Origin of the sequence: Kineobactrum sediminis, from assembly GCF_002868715.1 — a bacterium.
Lineage (GTDB): Bacteria > Pseudomonadota > Gammaproteobacteria > Pseudomonadales > Halieaceae > Kineobactrum > Kineobactrum sediminis.
Window position 1 is genome coordinate 142,997 of record NZ_PKLZ01000010.1, and the last position, 19,669, is coordinate 162,665.

Below are 19,669 nucleotides of genomic sequence, written 5' to 3' on the forward strand. Positions count from 1 at the left end.
GCAAAACAGTTAAAGTCCCTACCACCCACTGCCACAGGAACCCGCCACGTGATTTACCTGCGCCTCGTTATTGTCCTTTGTTTCAGCATCGCGCTGACAGCACCCCTAAACGCCCAGCCAGCGGCACAAACGCCCATCATCGATTTTGGCAGCCGCTTCCTGCCCGAAGTGGCGAGCCAGGGCATGGTGGTAGGGCCCGAGCAGCTGGCAGCGGAAATCGGCCTGGCCGTTTTACAACGCGGCGGCAATGCGGTGGATGCCGCGGTGGCAACCGGGTTTGCCCTGGCGGTCAGTTATCCCCGCGCGGGCAATCTTGCCGGGGGTGGGTTCATGCTGGTCCACCTGGCAGAAGGTAACAAGCAGACCCTGATTGATTATCGGGAAACCGCACCCGCCGCTGCGCACCCGGACCTGTTCCTCAACGAGGAGGGGGAAGTGGACCGCGAGCGGGCCTATTTCAGTCACCAGGCGGCGGGTGTGCCGGGCACTGTCGCAGGGCTGGTGCTGGCCCAGGAACGCTACGGCACACTGCCGCTGGCCACTGTGCTGGCACCGGCCATCGCCCTTGCGGAGTCGGGCCTGCCGGTCTCTTTCGCGCTCAACCATGAAATCAACGCCAGGGCGGAGCGCCTGTTGATGGATCCGGAGGCCAGGCGGTTGTTTTTCAAGGCGGATGGCAGCCCGTTCGCGGTCGGTGAAATCTGGCGGCAGCCCGACCTGGCCTGGACCTTGGGCCAGATTGCCCAGCACGGCAGCAAAGGATTTTACGAAGGCGAGGTGGCGCAGCGGATCGCCGCCAATATGGCCGCGAACGGCGGCCTGATTACGACTGCCGATCTTGCCGGCTACCGGGCGCTGGAACGCACGCCCGTGCGCGGCAACTTCCATGGGGTTGAAGTTGTTTCCACACCACCGCCCTCCTCTGGCGGTGTACACATTATCCAGATGCTCAACATTCTCGAGGGATTTGATTTAAAGGGCATGGGCCACAACAGTGCGGCGTACCTCCATCATCTCGCCGAAAGTATGAAGCTGGCCTATGCAGATCGCAGCCGCTATCTCGCAGACCAGGACTTCCAGCCGGTGCCGGTTGCCGAGCTTACCAGCAAAGCCTATGCCGAACGCCAGCGCGCACTCATAAACCCCGGGCGCGCTACACCTGCCGGGGAAATCACCCCCGGGCAGGTACTGGTGGATGAGAGCAGGGACACCACCCATTACACCGTCGCCGACCGCTTTGGCAACGTGGTCAGCAACACCTATACCCTTAATTTCAGCTTTGGCTCCCATATTGCAGTGCCCGGCACCGGCCTGTTGCTGAATAACGAAATGGCCGACTTCGCAGCCCGCCCCGGCCAGCCCAATCCCTTCGGCCTGGTGGAGGGTATCGCCAACCGGATCGAACCAGGTAAACGCCCCCTGTCATCCATGAGCCCGACCATGGTGTTCAGGGAGGGCAAACCCTGGCTCGCCACCGGCAGCCCGGGTGGCAGTCTCATCATTACGGCGGTTCTGCAGACAATCCTCAATGCTTCCGTGTTTGACATGAACATTGCGACCGCCGCTGCGGGCTCCCGGGTACATCACCAGTGGCTACCGGACCGTTTGCTGGTCGAGGAAGGCATCAGCGCGGACACCCTGCGCCTGCTTGAAGAAAAGGGCCACAAGGTGGATGTCGCCAAACGCACCCTGGGTCGCACCCAGTCGATCATGCTTGAGCGGGGCTACCTGTTCGGCGCCACGGATACCCGGCGCCCGGGCGGTCATGTCGCCGGCTACTGAGATGGCCGGCAGTCAACGTGGGCGCCTCGCTTCTTAGCGCGGCTTCGGTTAACGCGGCTTCGGCAGCCTGACCTTGGCGGTCTGGCGGCTGACTGCCACCAGCTGGCCGGCACTGTCCCAGTACTCGCCATCCTCCTCTATCACACCATCGGTAAGATGCCGTGAAAAGAGGCGGGCCTGCAGTGGCCCGGGCGCCGGATGCGCGCGAACCTGCACTGTCAATTCAATGGTCGGTACCCAACCGGCCAACCCGACAATATTGAATACAGGCGGCGGAAACGCATCGGCAAACATCAGCAGGGCTATTGCATCCGGATCCGCGCCATCCGCATGCCGTACCCATCCCCTGAACTCGCCACGCCCGGAAGGCGTGCCGCCCTTAAATACATCGGTGTCATCCATCAATCGAATATCAATTCGCTGACGAAACTCCAGTTTGCTATCACCGCCAGGATTGCACTGGTCCCACGGTGGGTAAGCCGGGCGTTCGACCGCCGACCAGCTTGGCCCCTCTAAATTGGCGAGCGTGGTATAGGCCGCGGTCACCTGAACCTTAAGTTCGCCTTCCTGGTACATGCCCACAGTGGCGTGGGTGGTATTACGCCCTTCACGCAAAGGCTGGACACGGCACTCAACCGGACCCAGCACGGTGGGCGCCAGGTAAAACGCATTTACCGCCAGCGGATCCTTGTGCGGCAGCGCCTCGCGCAACACCCTGCCGGCGACCGCAAGTACATATCCCCCGTTAGGCACCGCCCCGATACGCCACCCGGCATGCAACTCCCCAACCCAGAGATTGTCTTCCTGCTGGTGAACAGCGGTTTCCGTTTCAAACTGACTCATCACGACTCCAAAGCAAAAAAAAGAGCACCTGTTGAGATGCCGGTGCGTATTTTGTGTGGCGACCGGAGAAATGTATATACTTGTACCCAACGTAGTCGCCACCGATTTATGGGCTAATCTGCCGTGATAGTGATGAGCGCAATGATGAGACTGCACGCACGCACACTACTGTTCGCCAGTGCACTGCTGGCAGGCCCCGGTTTCGCTGACACCGGCATCACCGGTGAAGCCGCAACGTCCATTCAACCCGGATTGGCGGACAGTGGCCGCGATATCGCGCTCCAAGCCGACCAACAGCAACAACTGCGCCGGACCATAACGGCCCTTGAAAGCGAATACGGCGCCTATGGGCCGGCACTTCCTGAGCAATTGCTGAGCCTCGGCCTGTCTCTGCAGCAAGAGGGGCGTCACGGTGATGCGATCGCCGTATTCAAGCGCGGCACCCATCTGGCCAGGGTCACCAGCGGACTGTATAGCACCGAGCAAATACCCCTGCTGCAGTCAGAAGTGGCAAGCCTTACTGCACTCAAGGACTACCTCGGCGCAGACCAGCGGCAAGACTATCTTTACCGGGTACAAATGCGCGCCCTGAGTGATCCTGCCCAGCGCACCCGGGCCCTGCTGCAGCATGCGCGCTGGCAGGGGCAGGCCTATATCCATGCGATAGACGAGGAGCCCGCCCAGCGCCTGCTGCAAATGTGGGAATTGAACAGACTGGCCCTTAATGCAATCCTGGAAGAGGAAGGCGATCAGTCTCCCGCCTTGCTGGAACCGTTACATGAAATGTTGCGAGCTCACTACCTGATTTCAGACTATCAATTGCAGAGTGGATCCGGCACCGGCCACGGCTTCAATGACCGGGGCGGACGCCGGCTTACCGGCTACCGGAAAGACAATTACGACCAGGGTCGGGCACTGCTGAAGGCGATCCACAATCTGGAACAGATCCATCGGCAACCAGGGGCCGACACCCCGGCCCTCACCCTGGTCATGCTGGGCGACTGGATGCTATGGCACCAAAAGCATGAAGAGGCTTTTGCGGTCTATCGCCAGGCTATTGAGGAACTTGTTGCCGATGATGGTGCCGAATTGTCAGCTGCAAGGTTTCTTGGGAAGCCGGAGGCGCTGCCCGCAACGATGGCCAGCGACCCGCTGAGCCCACGCGCCAGCACATCCAGCGGAGATGTCGTACTGGAGTTTACCGTTAGTGCAGAAGGGCGGGTCAGCAATCTGAACCGGCTCGACGACAACAGCAATGCCAATGGATTTGCCAATCGCCTGATGCGCAGGTTACGACAGACGCTTTTCAGACCGAGGTTTGACCTGGCTACCGGAGAACCCCTGGCAACAGAGAAACTGACTCTCGCTTATGACAGCAAGCAATAAAGAACGCCTGAAATACGTCTCCCACAACCAACCTCTGCTGTTGGTAACAGGGCTGTGCCTGCTTCTTGCCGGGTGTCCCAGCGCAAATAATCCGACCCAGCCACAGCCACCGTCAGCACCTTCGAGTGCAGGTAGCCCGTCATCACCTCCCCCGCCCACTTCCGGCAGTTCCGGTAGCAGCGGTTCCCAGTCCACTGAAACAGGTTCCCCTTCCCCCGCCAGCACAGGCACCCCCTCTGCACCCGTCACAGACACTGCACAAGGCAGCAAGGATGCCGGGAATGGCAACGCCGGCAGCGAGCGGACCGCATCTCGAGGGGGTGAAATGCCGGGGGGTGAACCCGGTGGCGAACAGGAAAATGCCGGCGAGGGTGCCCGCGATAGCGCCGCTGCCGACGCGACCGCCGGCGCTGAGGCAGAACCGGGCTTCGGCGATGGCGCCGACGGCACCGGCGATCCCGGTGCCCTGCCGGATATGCGCGATATTCCCGCCAGCACCCAATCCATGGAAAGTATTCTCGCTGCCATGGAGGCGGCAACGGGTGAAAATGGTACGGGTGCCGTTGCCGGAAGCGGCGAATCGGAAGCCGCTGGTGAAGGCAGCGCTGCCGCTAGTGGCACCGGCGGTGATGGTACCGGCGACAACGATAGTGGTCAGGGCAGCAGCGGCAACGGCCCGCTCACACCTGCCGAGCAGATAGCAATTCTCGATGCCCGTCTGGAATCCAGCGCAGGCGACTTCGACGCCATGATCCTGGAGGAACAGCAACAGCAACGGCGCACCGCCCGCTCCGATTCCCGCGCCCAACCGGAAAATCCACCGCCCGCGTCTGCGGGGGCAGCCGGTGGTAGCGGGCGTGATCCGTACGGCGATATCGCTGATGCCAGGGGTAGCGGCGGTGCCGGTGGCGCCGGCGGCCCCGGGCGTGCTGCGCCCGCCAATCCTGCCAAGTATCCGCCGCCCGCTGATATTCCAGACGGTGACGGCGATGACGTGGTCGCAAGGCAACTGCGCGAAGCGGCTATGCGCGAACCCGACCCGGTGGTTCGGGAAAAATTATGGGACGAATACCGCAGGTACCGGGGGATCGACCCGTGAAGCGATGGCACACTATTACGAGCGTAATCCTGCTGGGATTGCTGGTATCGGGTTGCGTCAACCAGACCATAAAGAGCACGGCGATTCCCCCCCTGCAGACGCCTCCAGCAACAGTACCGGAAGCGCTGCTCCTCGATGTTGCGGTGGTCGTCTTTGACCCCGGCCTGGAAGACTATGAGGAGGATCAGCAGATCTATCCCGAGGTCCGCAAGGCCGAGGCTCGCTTCATGCCCCGCTTGTTGGCGGCAGCCATGCAGAACAGCGGCGCCTGGGGCGCAGTCAGGGTTGTTCCCAACGACGACCAGATTACCGACCTCAGGGTCACTGGCACGATACTCGAATCCAATGGCGAGGCACTGGAGCTGCATATCAGGGCAACGGATTCCCGCGACCGCATCTGGCTGGACCGGGACTACTCGGCCAATGCCAGCCGCTATGCCTATGACAATACTACCCGCAACAGCTATGACCCCTTCCAGGCCATTTACCACACCATTGCCAATGACCTGCTGCAACAACAGCAGGCACTGAAGCCGGCACAACTACAGGATGTGCGCCTGGTGACGGAACTGTTGTTCGCACAAAGCTTCGCACCCGATGCCTTTGCCGGTTACCTGCAGAAAGACCGTAAGGACCAGCTGGTGATCAAGCGACTGCCCGCCAGGAATGACCCCATGCTGGAGCGGGTGCGCAGTATTCGCGAGCGCGATCAGCTGTTTGTCGACACCCTGCAGGAACACTACAGCCATTTCAGCGGCGAAATGGCGGTACCCTACCAGGAGTGGCGCAAGATGAGTTACGAGGAGTCCGTGGCCCTGCAGGAGATGCAGACAGAAAGCAGGCGACGTATGCTCGCGGGTGGCCTCTCCATTCTCGCGGGTATTGTCGCTGCCGGCAGTAGTGAAGGCTCCAGTCGTGCCGCCGGAAATGTGGCCATTATCGGCGGTGGCTACCTGCTCAAAAGTGGCCTGGAAAAACGCGCCGAAGCGCAAATTCACGTTGCTGCGCTGGAGGAACTGGGCATGTCCCTGGAGGCGGAGATTACACCGAGAGTCATTGAACTGGAGGACCGCACCGTCATGCTTAGCGGTAACGCCGAAGAGCAGTACGAACAATGGCGGGAATTGCTGGCCGACATCTACCACGCCGAAATGGGCACGCTGGAACCTCCCGCAAGCCGGACCGCTCCCTGACCCTTGTCGCCATATTCGTAAGGCATTCGATACTGCATGTCCGATCATAATGAACCATTAAAACCAACGCCATTTGCCGTGAGGGAACCCCAGGCAAGCGGTAGCGCCGAGACAACACCGACACAACCCCGGTCACCCTGGGTAATGCCCGCACTGTTGCTGTTACTGATTGTCGCCCTCGCCGTCGTATTCTGGTTGCCTCAAATGCTGGCACCGCAGGCACCCCTGCAGCCGCCAGAGGCGAGCGCGCCCGCTGTGACGCCGGTTGCGACAGTGCCGAAGGACAATTCCCCCGCCCAGGCCCCGGGCGCCAGCCCCTGGTCAGAAGCCCAACAGGGACGCCTGCGCAAGGAAGCACAGGAAGTCCTCGCCGAGCTGCTGGAGCTGCAGTTCACCCTGGAACAGCAGGGTGCGCGACGCTGGGCAGCGGATGATTATGCCGCGGCCACAGCGGCCGCCGGCCGAGGCGATGAACAGTACCAGGCCCGGGCATTTGTCGAGGCGCGCGGACATTACGAAGACAGCCTGGCACAATTGCAGGCCGTGCAAGCCGCAATCCCGGTCATTGTTCAGACCGCACTGGATAGCGCTGCAGCCGCCCTGGAAGAGGGCGACAGAAAGCAGCTGGATAAGGCTTTGGAGCGTCTGCGCCAAATTGAGCCGGACAACGGCGCGCTGGCGCAGCTTGAGCAAAGAGCCGCGTCACTGGAACCGCTAATGGCATTGCTGGCGAATGCTGCCGACGCTGAAACAGACGGCGACCTGGCCGCTGCCGAGCGGCAATTACGCGAGGCAACCGAACTCGACAAGGCTCATAAGCGGGCCCGGGCAGAACTGGAGCGAGTAGCCGCAGCCCATCGGGAGCAGCGCTACAGCCAGGCAATGAGCGAGGGCTATGGTGCCCTCGACAACAGCCGCTTCGGGACCGCCCAGAAAGCGTTCGAACAGGCGGCAAAGCTGCGCCCGAACAGTCCTGAAGTGGCGGCCGCCGTTGCCGAGCTGCGCTCCGCGAAAACCGCGGCACAACTGGCAGACCTGCAACGCCAGGGGCGTGAACTGGAAGACAGCGAATCCTGGCAGGAAGCAGCCGAACGCTATGCCCAGGCGCTGAAGATTGACGCCACCCTGGTATTTGCCCAGGAGGGCCTTGCCCGCGCCACACCAAGGGCACGTCTTGCCGAACAACTGAGCAAGACCCTTGCGGAGCCCGAGCGGCTGGCCGATACTGCGGTTGCCGCGAATATGGAAGCCTTGCTGCAACAGGCTTCCCGTCTCCAGCCACAGGGGCCGATACTGGCCGAGCAACTGGCCAAACTGGAGCGCCTGCTGCGCCAGGCCAACACGCCGGTTGCGGTAACGGTGCGCTCTGACCAGCTGACTGAGGTGACCATCCAGCGGGTCGCCCGGCTGGGCCGCATCAGGGAGCAAACACTATCGTTGCGGCCCGGCACGTACACGGCAGTAGGCAGCCGCGACGGCTATCGCGATGTCCGCCAGAACTTCACCATCCAGCACGACCAGACAGCGGCTGGTCTGTTTATCGCCTGCACGGACCCAATCTGAATGCCACAGCCCGAAGCTCCCAACGGGACCATCACTCCCAGCGCATTCCAGCCATTGGGCGATGCCCCGCCAACGCCGCCACCCCGCCGCAACTGGCGGTATTGGCTGCTACCCACCGTGCTCCTGCTGTTTGTAGTGATCATGGGGTTCCTGTTCAGTGCACGTTCGGTGGAAATCAACGTCGATTCCACCAACCCGGCAAACGTGGAGGTCGGCGGTCTTCACCTTGTCCTGGGGGGGCGCTATCTGTTGCGACCCGGGGAGTACAGCCTGGAGATCAGCGCCAAGGGCTATTACCCTCTGCTGACCACCCTTGGGGTTACCCGGGAAGACAGCCAGCGTTACACCTTCGACCCCCAACCCCTGCCTGGGCGGGTCACCATTGTCTCGCAACCCGCCGGCGCCGTTATCCGTGTCGCGGGAAAACCCCTGGGTCAAACCCCCTCGCCGATACTGGAACTGGCGCCAGGCGATTACTCCCTGGAACTGGAACACCCACACTACCTGCCTGTCACCCGCACCATCAGCGTGACAGGGCGCGACCAGGCGCAGACTTTCGAAAACAGGCTGGCACCGGCCTGGGCGAATGTCACTGTTGCCAGCCAACCCGCCGGCGCCGAGATACTGGTGAACGGTGAACCCCGCGGGGTTACGCCGGCAACCCTTGAAATCCTGCAGGGAGAGCGCGAGCTCGCGCTACGCAAAATGGGCTTTACCGAGGCTGAGCAGACCCTCAATGTGAGGGCGGGACAAGCGATTGATCTCGCAATCATCAAGCTGGTACCGGCGGCTGGCCTGCTCACGCTCAGCAGTACCCCCAGTGGCGCCAACGTCACACTCGATGGCGATTTTCAGGGACAGACACCCCTCACCCTTTCCCTGAAGCCGGATCAGCCACAGCGCCTGATGTTGTCCCGATCGGGTTATCGCCGCCACACTGAGACAGTGCGGCTCAGTGCCGGTGCCAGTGACCAGAGAGCTATTGCACTGGTGGCGGAGCTGGGCACCGTAGACTTGCAGGTGACCCCGGCCGGGGCCGAAGTCCGCGTCAATGGGAAGCTGGTGGGCACGGGCAACCAGACGCTGTCATTGCCGGCACATGAACACAGGGTGCAGGTCAGCCTGGCCGGGTATAATACGGTTAACCAGCGCCTCACTCCCCGCCCTTCGCTCGAGCAGCGTGTCAGTATTGACCTGCAGACTGAAAAAGAAGCCAGGCTGGCCCGCCTGCAGCCTGAAATCACTACCGCCCTTGGCCAGACCCTGCGCCTGTTCATTCCCGGTGAATCCGGCCCCGCCGAATTCACCATGGGCAGTTCGCGGCGCGAGCCCGGCCGCCGAGCCAACGAGGTGTTGCGACCGGTAAGCCTGCGCCGCATGTTTTATCTGCAAACCACGGAGGTCACCAATGCCCAGTTTCGCCAGTTTCTGGCCAGCCACAACTCCGGGCAGGCACAGGCAAGCAGCCTTAACCGCGAGCACCAGCCGGTGGCACAGGTCAGCTGGCAGCAGGCCGCGCGCTTTTGCAACTGGCTGAGCGAGCGGGAAGGGCTGGCTCCTTTTTACCAACAGGAGCAGGGCATCGTCACCGGCTTCAACCCCGGGGCCATCGGCTATCGGCTACCCACCGAGGCAGAATGGTCCTGGGCGGCCCGAACCAGGGGTGACCAGTTACTGACGTTTCCCTGGGGCGAGACCTTTCCGCCCACCGTGGTTACCGGAAATTATGCCGATACCAGCTCCGCCTACATCACCGGACGCACCATCAACGGCTACAACGACGACCAGGCAGTCAGCGCCACTGTTGCCAGCTTTCCCCCCAACCATTATGGTCTTTACGACCTTGGTGGCAATGTTGCCGAATGGGTGCACGATGTTTACCGCATTCCGGGCGCCAACAGTGCCGCCGAGACAGACCCCACCGGCCCCAAGACCGGCGACAACTATGTTATTCGCGGAAGCAGCTGGGCCATGGGCAGGCGCTCGGAACTGCGCCTGCCCTATCGGGATTATGGGCAGGCAGGCCGGGATGACGTAGGATTCCGGCTGGCACGCTATGCAGAGTAAATCATCATGCTGAATCCCGAAAAACAAAAACACGTATTAGCGCGTATCCTCCTTGCCATGGCCCTGCTGTGCGCAGCCGTATCCCACGGACAGGATGAAAACAACGAACTGCCCGCGGATTCCGCCGCCGGGCCTGCCCGCGCGGATGCGGACACCTCCAGCGGCAGTGATTCCGGCACGGAATCGGTTACCGGGCGCGAGCGCACGTCACCTTTCGAATACGAGGCATCAGAGCAGATCTCAGAGGATCTCTCAGTCTCGTTCCCCGTGGATATATAGGAAGCAACAATGAAAACCAGACTATCCCCGGAATTTACTTATCAGCTCTTCGCGCTGCTAATCGCCATTATCGTCGTCCACGCCCTTTATGTGGGTGTGATCAGGCCCAGTGCCGACGCCCAGTTACAGTCGCAAATGGCACTACAGGCCGCCGGTGAGGACTTTGTGCCCGAACGAACCCTCGCCGTCGTCATCCGCGACTTCGAACAGGAAGCCTGCTTCATCCTGTTGCTGTGGGCACTCGCCATCATGGCCTACAAGGGCCGCAACAGCCTCCGTGAGCAGCAGCTGCTGGAGCGCTCGCTGCTGGACATTCCCGAGGGTACTACCCTGCTGCCCGAAGACGCGCGGGAGTACAGTCGCTCCCTGGAAGCACTCCCCTCACGGGAGAAGGATTACCTCCTGCCCAGGACCCTGCTTTCCGCACTCCAGCGCTTCTCGACCACCGGCAGTATCCAGGCTGTGTCCGATACCATTCGTGAGCAGTGTGAAGTGGAGTCCGATCGACTCGACTCGGAGCTTTCCATGGTTCGCTATATTGCCTGGGCCATTCCCTCCATTGGTTTTATTGGCACCGTACGCGGCATTGGGGACGCGCTTGGCCAGGCCTACAAGGCCGTGGAAGGCGATATTTCCGGCGTTACCGTCAGCCTGGGTGTTGCTTTCAACAGCACTTTTGTCGCCCTGGTGCTGAGTATCGTTATCATGTTCTGCCTGCACCAGCTGCAACAGTCCCAGGAGCGCCTGGTGCTGGACTGTCAGCGCTACGCCGACAAGCACCTGCTACGCCATCTGGTGGCACACTGATATGACCATTGCCTGCCTCGACATCACTGACAGTAACCTGCAGCTCTGGCATCTGGGAAAACGCCTGCAAAGTCCCGGTTATGCGCTGCTTGAAAACGGTGGTTACCGCTTTGGTGCAGCCGCTCGCGCCAGCGCCCGCCTGCGCCCGCGGGACGTCGCTACGCGCTACTGGTGGCAGCTGGGGACGGACCCACTGCAGCCGGCACTGGGGCCCGCTCGGCATAATGCCGACCTGGTTCATGCCCACCTGCAGGCCCTGCACCGTGAATCCGGCGAACCGGCTGAAATTCTACTGGCGGTGCCGGGCAGCATGCACCAGGAACAGCTGGCACTACTCCTGGGTATCATTGAGCAATGTCCCTTCACTGCCGTGGGCCTGGTTAACCGCAGCGTCGCACTGGCCAGCCTGTACCAGACCGACTGCCCGGTGTTTCACCTTGAAATCCAGTTGCACCAGGCCCTGTTGACGGAGTTGCGCGCGGAGCGGGGAGAGGTCGCCTTGCAACAGGCCATCGCCCTGCCCGGCTGCGGTTTGCTGCAGTTGCAGGAGCGCATTGTTGAAGCCGTTGCCAGTGCCTTCATTCGCCAGACCCGATTTGACCCGCGACGACGGGCAGAGACCGAGCAGCAGTTATACGATGCCCTGCCGGCCATCCTGCAACAGCTGCAGGGCCATGCGGAAAGCACTATCACGGTAAATAGCTACCAGGCGCGTATTTCCCGTGGCGACTTGCAAGCGGCGAGCGATGCGCTGTATCGCAGCGTGCATAGCAGCATGTCCGCACAAGACAGCAGTACACTCTTGTTGCTCGACCCGATAACAGCGCTACTTCCGGGGTTACAGGCGCGGCTCGGGGGTGCGCTGCTGGACACCCAAGATCTCCAGGCTGCGCTATCCGTCCATGAACCCCGTATTGTCCAGCGCGAGCAGGCACTGATTTTCATCAGCCGCCTGCCGCAACTCGATCAGCGCACTATCCCACCAGCCGACGCCGGGTCGTCAACGCCCGCTGTCGCACCACTAGCCGGCACTGCCCCGACACAGGCAGCCGGTGCGACACCCGCAAGCGCTGCGCCTACCCACCTGTTACAGGATCACCAGGCAAAGCCTTTAACCAGCGGCAGTGTGGTCGCCAACGGTTGGTCGCTGGTGTATACCGGTGGCAGCTGGCACCTTCAGGCATCGCCGGGAGCGGCCCCTCTTACGCGCAACGGCAACGCCTGTAATGACGGTGACACTGTAGCCAGTGGCGACTGCCTGCAACTGGATGACACGCTCAAACTCCAGTTGATTACCGTCAACGAGGCCTGAGCATGGCCCGGCGGAAACGCAGTTTTACTACCTTCAACCTCAGCTTCCTGGACATCATGTCCTGTGGTTTCGGCGCGGTGGTGCTGGTATTCCTGATCATAGATCACTCCATCGAAACCGAAACCCGGGAGCGCAACGAAAACCTCCTGGCGGAAGTCAATTTACTGGAAGAAGAAATTACCGACGGCGAGGCCGGACTCGTGCGATTGCGTAATACAATCGATGAGGTCGACCAGACAATGGTCGAGGCCCAGGGACGGGCGACCCGGATAACGGCGGACATCGATCGCTATGAAGCCCTGATCAGTGCGCTGCGCCGGGAGGGTGTTAGTGAAAGTACCGATGTCGAGACACTCAAGGCAGAGATCGTAGCCCTGGAGGAGGAAGTAAAACGGCTGCGTGAATCCGCCGTGGATAGTGGTGGCCTCAGTGCCCGCAGTTTTGTCGGCGAGGGTAACCGGCAATACCTCACAGGCCTGAACCTGGGCGGTCGCCATATTGTGATTCTGCTGGATGTATCCGCCAGCATGCTGGCAGACCGGGTGGTCAATATTATCCGCCTGCGCAACATGGCGCCGGAAATCCAGCGCCAGGCGGATAAGTGGGTGAGAGCGTTGAATACCGTGGACTGGCTCACCGCACAGCTGCCCATCAGCAGCAGCTACCAGGTTATCACCTTCAATACCGAGTCGCGGCCCGCGCTGGATAATACCGTCGGCAAATGGCTGGAAGTGGCCAACCAGCCGCAGCTGGAATCAGTCACTGCGGCGTTGCGGGAGATCGTGCCCAGCGGTGGCACCAGTCTGGAAAATGCCTTCCTGGCCTTGAACCAGTTGAGTCCGCGGCCAGACAATATTTTCCTGATCACCGACGGGCTGCCTACCCAGGGAAGCAGCACCCCCGGGCGCAACACGGTGACCGGCAAACAGCGCCTCGATCTCTACCAGCAGGCAATAAGGCGGCTGCCACGCAACGTACCGGTTAATATTATTCTAGCGCCCATGGAGGGTGACCCGATGGCGGCCTCGGTATTCTGGCAGTTGGCCACGGCCAGCCAGGGCAGTTTCATGAGCCCGTCCAGGGACTGGCCCTAGGCCCGGAGATCGATAATGAAAAAACGCAGGGCCACCGCGGAATTTTCCCTCTCCTTCCTGGATGTGATCTGCTGTGGCTTCGGCGCCATCATTCTGCTGCTGGTCATCACCAAAACCGTACAGCCCCAGATTATAGAAGCCTCCGCAGTAAAACTTGAAGGACGGGTGGCCAGGCTACAGGAACAACTGTTCGAAATTCGTGGCGAGAGCCAGGTTCTCAATCGCGACCTCAATGCCCGCAGGGAACAACTGTCACAATACCTGGAGCGAATCGCCATCCTGCAGGGCCAGCTGGCCGCCACACAATCACGGCACGACAGCCTGCAGGTGGCGACCACCACCAGCGATATCGTTACCGAGCAACTCGCCATTGCCCGACAGGCCCTGTCAGAGGAGCAAAAACGCCTGCAGGCACAGCAACAGCAGGCGCGGAACAATTACATTGGTGGCATACCGGTCGACAGCGAGTATATTATTTTCGTGATCGATACCTCCGGCTCCATGTTCTACTATGCTTGGGATCGGGTATTAAAGGAACTTGACGCAGTATTGAGTATCTATCCTGAGGTAAAGGGCATCCAGGTGATGAATGATATGGGTGACTATATGTTCAGCCGCTACCGCGGTCAGTGGATTCCGGATACGCCTGCCCGGCGCAGCGCTATCATGCAAAGCCTGCGTAACTGGAACGTATTCAGTAATTCCAGCCCGGTCGAGGGTATCACCAACGCCATCCGCACTTTTTACGATACCGACAAACGAATCAGTATCTATGTCTTTGGCGATGACTTCACCGGCACTTCCATAAGCCAGGTACTGGATACCGTTGACCGATTGAACCGGGAAAGCAACACCGGCAAACAGCAGGTACGCATCCACGCGATAGGCTTTCCCGTACTTTATACACAAGCTCCGGGCCAGCAGAATTCGGTCCATAGATTTGCAGCGTTAATGAGAGAGCTCACTTATCGCAATGGAGGTACCTTTGTCGGGCTTAATGACTTCAGGCCTTGAGCGTTTGCCAGTAGTGGCCGTATTCGCACTGGTGATGTTGCTGGCGGGTTGCGGCGGCAAACAGGTACTGGTCGAAGGCCAGTTTCCCGCCCCGGTGATGAACAAACTGCCACTCACTATCGGTATCTGGTACGACGATGAGTTTGCCAATCATGAATTTTTTGATGAGGCGGCGGGACGTGCGGAATCCAGTTGGCGGGTTTCAACAGGGCAGGCCCAGGTGGAACTCTGGGATACCCTGCTGCGCGGCATGTTCCGCGAGGTCGTCTATATGCGGGGCAAGCCCGGCCCGGGGCAGATGAACCCGGTAACGGATGCCGTGCTCATGCTGGCAGTGGAAGAACTACAGTACGCCATTCCTGCCCAGACTAATGTAAAGGTTTATGAGATCTGGATGCGCTACCGGCTTGACCTGGTTACCACCGGCGGCGAACCCATTGCCAACTGGACCATGCCCGCCTATGGCAAGACCCCCACCGCCTTCATGCAAAGCGATGAGGGCGCCGTTAACCTGGCAGCCGTTATGGCCCTGCGGGATGCAGGCGCGCACTTCGCCACCAGCTTTCTGAGGATACCTGATGTGCAACAGTGGCTGGCAGGACTGCCGCGCAAGGGAGACGTCTTGTGAACCGCGCCCGCCTGCTGATCTGGGCCTGCCTGGCACCGCTTGTCACCGGCTGTGTCAGTGCCACGGTTGACCAGATGGTGTTTAACAGTCCCACCGAAGGCATTGGTGACGCTTCCGTCGTCATCCTCGGTCGTCGTCACGCCAGTGACTATGAAACCGAACCGGATTTCATTCGCTGTGTTGGCAAGCACATTTCGTCACAGGATGAGTCCATTCGCATCATCGACGAGCTGGAATTCGTGAATACCCTGTACCCCTGGTTTGAACCGCGCACTGCTCCCCTGCAGGCTGCCGACCTGGGACGACTGCTTACTCACCTGCCGGTAGCCGAAAAACTGGCCGCACTGCAAACCCGTTACATGATCTGGATCGACGGCAGCACCGTGCGCAATGACGCGGCGGGGTCCATGACCTGCGGCATCAGTCCGGGCGGCGCCGGTTGCTTTGGTTTTGGTACCTGGTCCAACGACGCTGATTACGAAGCCGTTATCTGGGATTTCAGCAACCGCGCCGAGGTCGGTCGGATCAATGCGTCTGCCACCGGACAGTCCTATATGCCTGCGGTTGTCATACCCATTCCGATCATCGCCCCGGTACAGGGAACCGCCTGCGACAGTATTGGCGACCAGCTGCTGGAATTCCTCTCACAGCATTACTAGGAGGTGGCCATGTCACTCTACCCGCGCCTGCTTCAGGCTATCACCATAACCCTGGCACTGGCAGCGTTGTCCGGTTGCGCCACTAACCCTGCTACCGGCGGGGCCAGTGTAGTAGTGATGAGCCAGGGAAAGGAGGCCCGGATTGGCGATGAAATGCACCGCAAAATCCTCGATGATGAAGCCATCTATGACGATGCGGAACTACAGGCGTACGTAACCAGGATCGGCCAGCGCCTGGCTGCCCAGGCCGATCGCCCCGATATCAATTTCACCTTTACCGTTATCGACAGCCCCGATATCAATGCCTTTGCCACCCCCGGTGGCTACGTCTATGTCAATCGAGGTTTGATCAGTTATCTCGACAGCGAGGCTGAACTGGCCGGCGTACTCGCCCACGAAATTGCCCACATCACCGCTCGCCATGCCGCCCGCCAGCGCGCCGGCAGCATTACCAATCAAGTGCTTGCCGTCACCGCGGGAGTACTGACCGGTAGCCGGCAAATAATGGACTCCGCCACCATGTACGGCACCGAACTGGTACGAGGCTATGGTCGCGAACACGAGCTGGAGGCCGACGGCCTGGGAGCAAGATACATGCACCTGAGCGGTTACGAGCCCGATGCCCTGCTCGAGGTTATCGGCGTACTGAAAGACCAGGAACAGTTCCAGCGAGTCAGGGCCAAAACCGCCGGTAAACCCGCGGGCACCTACCATGGCCTGTACGCAACCCACCCGCGCAACGACCAGCGCCTGCAGACCGTCATCCGCGCCGCCAACGCACTGGAATCCAATAGTATTCCGGAGAACCCCGAACAGCCCGGTGAATTCATGCGCCACACCGATGGCCTGGTGTGGGGGGCAGCCAGCAAGCGCGAAGATGACCGCTACTATCACACCAAACTCGGCTTCACCTTCGCCCACCCGCCGGGCTGGCAGGTGGCCAGCGGCAGCTCCGCCATCGTTGCCAAAGCCCCCAACGGCAGCGCCAGCCTCACTCTCACCCTGCAACGCCTGGACCCGGCGCAAACCCCACAACAAATACTGGAGACCACCGCAGTGGGCGAGCTTGATAACCGCATAACGCTGGAACAGGCAGGACTGGAAGGCTACAGCGCCATCGCCCGCAACGCCACCAGCGCCCGCCGACTGGCCGTGATCAACCACAACTGGCAATACCGCTTCGAAGGCGCCGCCGCCGACTTTGCGACCGCTGACCAGGACCTCCTCGCCATCATCGAGAGCTTCCGCCCCCTGCATCCCCGGGAGCGCCAGCAGGGCACCCAACGCTATCTGCGCTACATCCAGGTACCCCGCGGCGCCACCATGGCCAGCCTCGCCGCCAGCATCCAGATTCCCGAAGCCGAGGCCCAGTTACGCCTCCTCAACGGCCTCTACCCCCGCGGCGAACCCCGCACCGGCGACTGGCTCAAAATCATCCAGTAGACCCCAAGAATTACGCTCAAAAACAGAAGCACTAGCTCCGCCCCTGGACCCTCTTCCCGGACCGTGGAGCGCATGGATGCGCGATACGAGCCTACATGGACGTATTCACGGCGTGTCCGGGAAGAGGGTCCAGGGGCGGAGCTGGTGCCCGCACCATGGCGCGCCTGCATGGATATCACGCCCTCAGCCGTATCGGGCATCCGCCACAAACGGATTCGTCCGCCGCTCCTGGCCAAACGTCGACGTAGGCCCATGACCGGGGATAAACGTAATATCATCGCCCAACGGAAACAGCTTGTTACGAATACTCGCCAGCAACTGATCGTGATTGCCGCGCGGGAAATCAGTACGCCCAATCGAGCCCTGAAAGAGCACATCTCCCACCCACGCGACCTTCTGTTCGCGGTGAACAAACACCACATGCCCAGGGGTATGCCCCGGGCAATGCAACACCTCAAGCGTCTGCTCACCCACAGAGACCGTCTCGCCATCCTCCAGCCAGCGGTCGGGCACAAATGCATCCGCATGAGGAAAACCAGCCATCTGGCACCATTCCGGTAATTTGGCGATCCAGAAATCGTCCTCCCGTTCAGGGCCCTCGATTTTCACACCCAGGCGCTGACGCAGGACATCCGCTGCCGCGCAATGATCCATATGGCCGTGGGTCAGCAGGATTTTCTCAATCCGAACATCCATTTCCCTGGCGGCCTCGAGGATTCGTTCAACATCACCGCCGGGGTCCACCACCGCACCCATGCCGGTGGCAAGGCACTTCAGGATTGAACAGTTTTGCTGGTAGGCCGTTACCGGCACAATAGAGACTTGTATCGACATAGAATAATCCTGGCTCAAGCCGCATCCAGGTCGGCTTTCGGGTTCAGGTACACCTGCTTATCAAGCTGGTTTTCGCTGTTGGCAACAATAACGGCAACGGTCGCATCGCCAGTGACATTGACCATGGTGCGCACCATATCGAGTAAACGGTCAACACCGATGATCAGGGCTATCCCCTCTACCGGCAACCCGGCCTGCTCCAGCACCAGGGCCAGGGTCACCAGCCCCACACCCGGCACCGCTGCGGTACCGATGGATGCCAGGGTGGCTGTGAGAATCACCGTCGCATAGGCTACCAGGCTCAGTTCAACGCCGTATACCTGGGCGATGAATACCGTCGCCACACCCTGCATGATAGCAGTGCCATCCATATTGATGGTGGAACCCAGGGGAACAGTGAAACCGGCCACCGAATTGTGAACCCCGAGACGACGCTCAACCGTGCGCAGTGTGACAGGGAGGGTCGCGCCCGAAGACGCCGTACTGAAGGCAAAGGCCCATACGGGGCGCATTTTCTCAAGCATGATCCGCGGCGACAAGCCGGCCAGGCTTTTGAGCAGCGCGCTATAGACGAACAAAGCGTGGAAAATCAACACGCCGAGCACCGTCAGGAAGTAAGCCGCCAGATCCATGATGGCGCCGATACCCATCTCCGCAAAGAGCTTGGCCAGCAAGGCGAACACCCCGTAGGGTGCCAGCTCCATCAGAATGGCCACCATTTTCATGATTACCGCTTCCGTATCACGGAAGAAACCCGCCACCCGCTGCCCCGGTTCACCGGCATGGGAAATCGCGTAACCAAACAGGAGCGCAAAAACGATAATCTGCAGCATATTGCCGTCAGCCATTGCTTTCACTGGATTGGAGGGAAAAATATTGACCAGTACATCCGTCAGCGGAGGAGCCGCTGCCACCTCGAAGTTAGCCTCTCCGGCCAGCTCCACATTGGCACCAGGGCTGACGACCACCGCCACCAGCAGAGCCACTGTTATCGCAATCGCAGTCGTCGCCAGGTAAAACCCGATGGTCTTGATCGCGATAGGCCCCATCCTGGCGCTATCGCCCAGGGAACTGGATCCGCAAATCAGCGACACCAGTACCAGGGGTACCACCAGCAACTTGAGTGTGGCGATGAAAATCCGCCCCATCACATCAAACAGCCCATATACCAGATAGGTATCAATAAACTGTCGCAAGCTTTCGGCCAGGCCACTGGCGTTCAGCAGCACGTTCAGTAATGACCCCATGAGAATGCCAGTGACCATGGCAATCAGGATCCGGTTTGTCAGACTCATTTATTCACTCTTTTTACTGGTCAAAAAACTTCGGGACCCGCTGCGCTACTGGTCAGGACATGGCTCCGGCCGCCAGGCGGTAACGGCATCATCTGCACATGCGTTGCAGGGGGACGAGTAAGTCATTAAGCGGCCACTCTCAAGCCGGGCACATACCGGCCTGTATTCCATGGTACACACCTGGGGCCGGGGCTGGGTGCACTCAACCCACGCATTATCTACCGGAACCTCTACTGGAACGGGTGCAGGGACCTGATTTGCACCACAGCTCGCGACCAGGGTTAACAGTCCGATAACAGCAAGCAGTCGCCACATCCGGCCTCTCCCGCAGAATAAAGCGCATAGCCTACCATTGCGGGCGTTGAAACGCA

The 19,669-nt window shown here is 60.5% G+C and carries 17 protein-coding genes; 14 read left to right on the forward strand and 3 right to left on the reverse strand.

Annotation, left to right across the window (positions count from 1 at the left end; translation table 11 throughout):
• Positions 1-48: 48 nt before the first annotated feature.
• Positions 49-1,782 carry a gamma-glutamyltransferase gene (ggt, locus tag CWI75_RS13955; protein ID WP_241521230.1) on the forward strand — a complete coding sequence of 578 codons (1,734 nt, stop codon included), beginning with the start codon at positions 49-51 and terminating at the stop codon, positions 1,780-1,782.
• 48 nt (positions 1,783-1,830) lie between these two features.
• Here ggt and CWI75_RS13960 read toward each other — a convergent pair whose 3' ends face one another.
• Positions 1,831-2,625 (reverse strand): thioesterase family protein, encoded by a 795-nt coding sequence (locus CWI75_RS13960; protein ID WP_101522129.1) that lies wholly within the window; start codon positions 2,623-2,625, stop codon positions 1,831-1,833.
• A gap of 141 nt (positions 2,626-2,766) precedes the next feature.
• Between CWI75_RS13960 and CWI75_RS13965 the strand changes: the two genes are divergently transcribed.
• The 13 genes from CWI75_RS13965 to CWI75_RS14025 all read left to right on the forward strand — a co-directional run bounded on the left by CWI75_RS13965 (position 2,767) and on the right by CWI75_RS14025 (position 17,169).
• Complete coding sequence (locus CWI75_RS13965; RefSeq protein ID WP_146003599.1) at positions 2,767-4,011, forward strand: energy transducer TonB; 1,245 nt, start codon at positions 2,767-2,769, stop codon at positions 4,009-4,011.
• Positions 4,012-4,336: 325 nt separating this feature from the next.
• Positions 4,337-5,110 (forward strand): hypothetical protein, encoded by a 774-nt coding sequence (locus CWI75_RS13970; RefSeq protein ID WP_101522131.1) that lies wholly within the window; start codon positions 4,337-4,339, stop codon positions 5,108-5,110.
• A complete protein-coding gene (locus CWI75_RS13975; RefSeq protein ID WP_206604738.1) occupies positions 5,107-6,303 on the forward strand; it encodes a hypothetical protein in 1,197 nt (398 codons plus the stop codon). The genes CWI75_RS13970 and CWI75_RS13975 overlap by 4 nt, the downstream gene beginning before the upstream one ends.
• A gap of 36 nt (positions 6,304-6,339) precedes the next feature.
• Positions 6,340-7,866: a coiled-coil domain-containing protein gene (locus CWI75_RS13980; protein WP_146003600.1), complete on the forward strand. Its 1,527-nt coding sequence runs from the start codon at positions 6,340-6,342 to the stop codon at positions 7,864-7,866.
• Positions 7,867-9,933 carry a PEGA domain-containing protein gene (locus CWI75_RS13985; protein ID WP_101522133.1) on the forward strand — a complete coding sequence of 689 codons (2,067 nt, stop codon included), beginning with the start codon at positions 7,867-7,869 and terminating at the stop codon, positions 9,931-9,933.
• Between the two features lie 6 nt (positions 9,934-9,939).
• Positions 9,940-10,212 (forward strand): hypothetical protein, encoded by a 273-nt coding sequence (locus tag CWI75_RS13990; protein ID WP_101522134.1) that lies wholly within the window; start codon positions 9,940-9,942, stop codon positions 10,210-10,212.
• Between the two features lie 9 nt (positions 10,213-10,221).
• Positions 10,222-11,019 carry a MotA/TolQ/ExbB proton channel family protein gene (locus tag CWI75_RS13995; protein WP_101522135.1) on the forward strand — a complete coding sequence of 266 codons (798 nt, stop codon included), beginning with the start codon at positions 10,222-10,224 and terminating at the stop codon, positions 11,017-11,019.
• 1 nt (position 11,020) lies between these two features.
• Positions 11,021-12,331, forward strand: coding sequence for a hypothetical protein (locus CWI75_RS14000; protein WP_101522136.1), 1,311 nt, complete (start codon positions 11,021-11,023; stop codon positions 12,329-12,331).
• Positions 12,332-12,333: 2 nt separating this feature from the next.
• Positions 12,334-13,425, forward strand: coding sequence for a vWA domain-containing protein (locus CWI75_RS14005; RefSeq protein WP_101522137.1), 1,092 nt, complete (start codon positions 12,334-12,336; stop codon positions 13,423-13,425).
• A 15-nt stretch (positions 13,426-13,440) separates the two neighbouring features.
• Positions 13,441-14,439 (forward strand): vWA domain-containing protein, encoded by a 999-nt coding sequence (locus tag CWI75_RS14010; protein WP_101522138.1) that lies wholly within the window; start codon positions 13,441-13,443, stop codon positions 14,437-14,439.
• Entirely contained in the window at positions 14,411-15,067 is a 657-nt protein-coding gene (locus CWI75_RS14015) for a hypothetical protein (protein WP_241521231.1), read from the forward strand. The genes CWI75_RS14010 and CWI75_RS14015 overlap by 29 nt, the downstream gene beginning before the upstream one ends.
• A complete protein-coding gene (locus tag CWI75_RS14020; RefSeq protein WP_420913259.1) occupies positions 15,064-15,726 on the forward strand; it encodes a hypothetical protein in 663 nt (220 codons plus the stop codon). The genes CWI75_RS14015 and CWI75_RS14020 overlap by 4 nt, the downstream gene beginning before the upstream one ends.
• Before the next feature lie 9 nt (positions 15,727-15,735).
• Positions 15,736-17,169 carry a M48 family metalloprotease gene (locus tag CWI75_RS14025; protein WP_101522140.1) on the forward strand — a complete coding sequence of 478 codons (1,434 nt, stop codon included), beginning with the start codon at positions 15,736-15,738 and terminating at the stop codon, positions 17,167-17,169.
• Between the two features lie 183 nt (positions 17,170-17,352).
• Here the strand turns inward: CWI75_RS14025 and CWI75_RS14030 are convergent, their stop codons facing one another.
• Both CWI75_RS14030 and CWI75_RS14035 read right to left on the reverse strand, forming a co-directional pair.
• Positions 17,353-18,003 carry an MBL fold metallo-hydrolase gene (locus CWI75_RS14030; protein WP_101522141.1) on the reverse strand — a complete coding sequence of 217 codons (651 nt, stop codon included), beginning with the start codon at positions 18,001-18,003 and terminating at the stop codon, positions 17,353-17,355.
• A gap of 14 nt (positions 18,004-18,017) precedes the next feature.
• On the reverse strand, positions 18,018-19,298 hold the full coding sequence (locus CWI75_RS14035; RefSeq protein ID WP_101522142.1) for a dicarboxylate/amino acid:cation symporter: 1,281 nt from the start codon (positions 19,296-19,298) through the stop codon (positions 18,018-18,020).
• Positions 19,299-19,669: the final 371 nt, after the last annotated feature.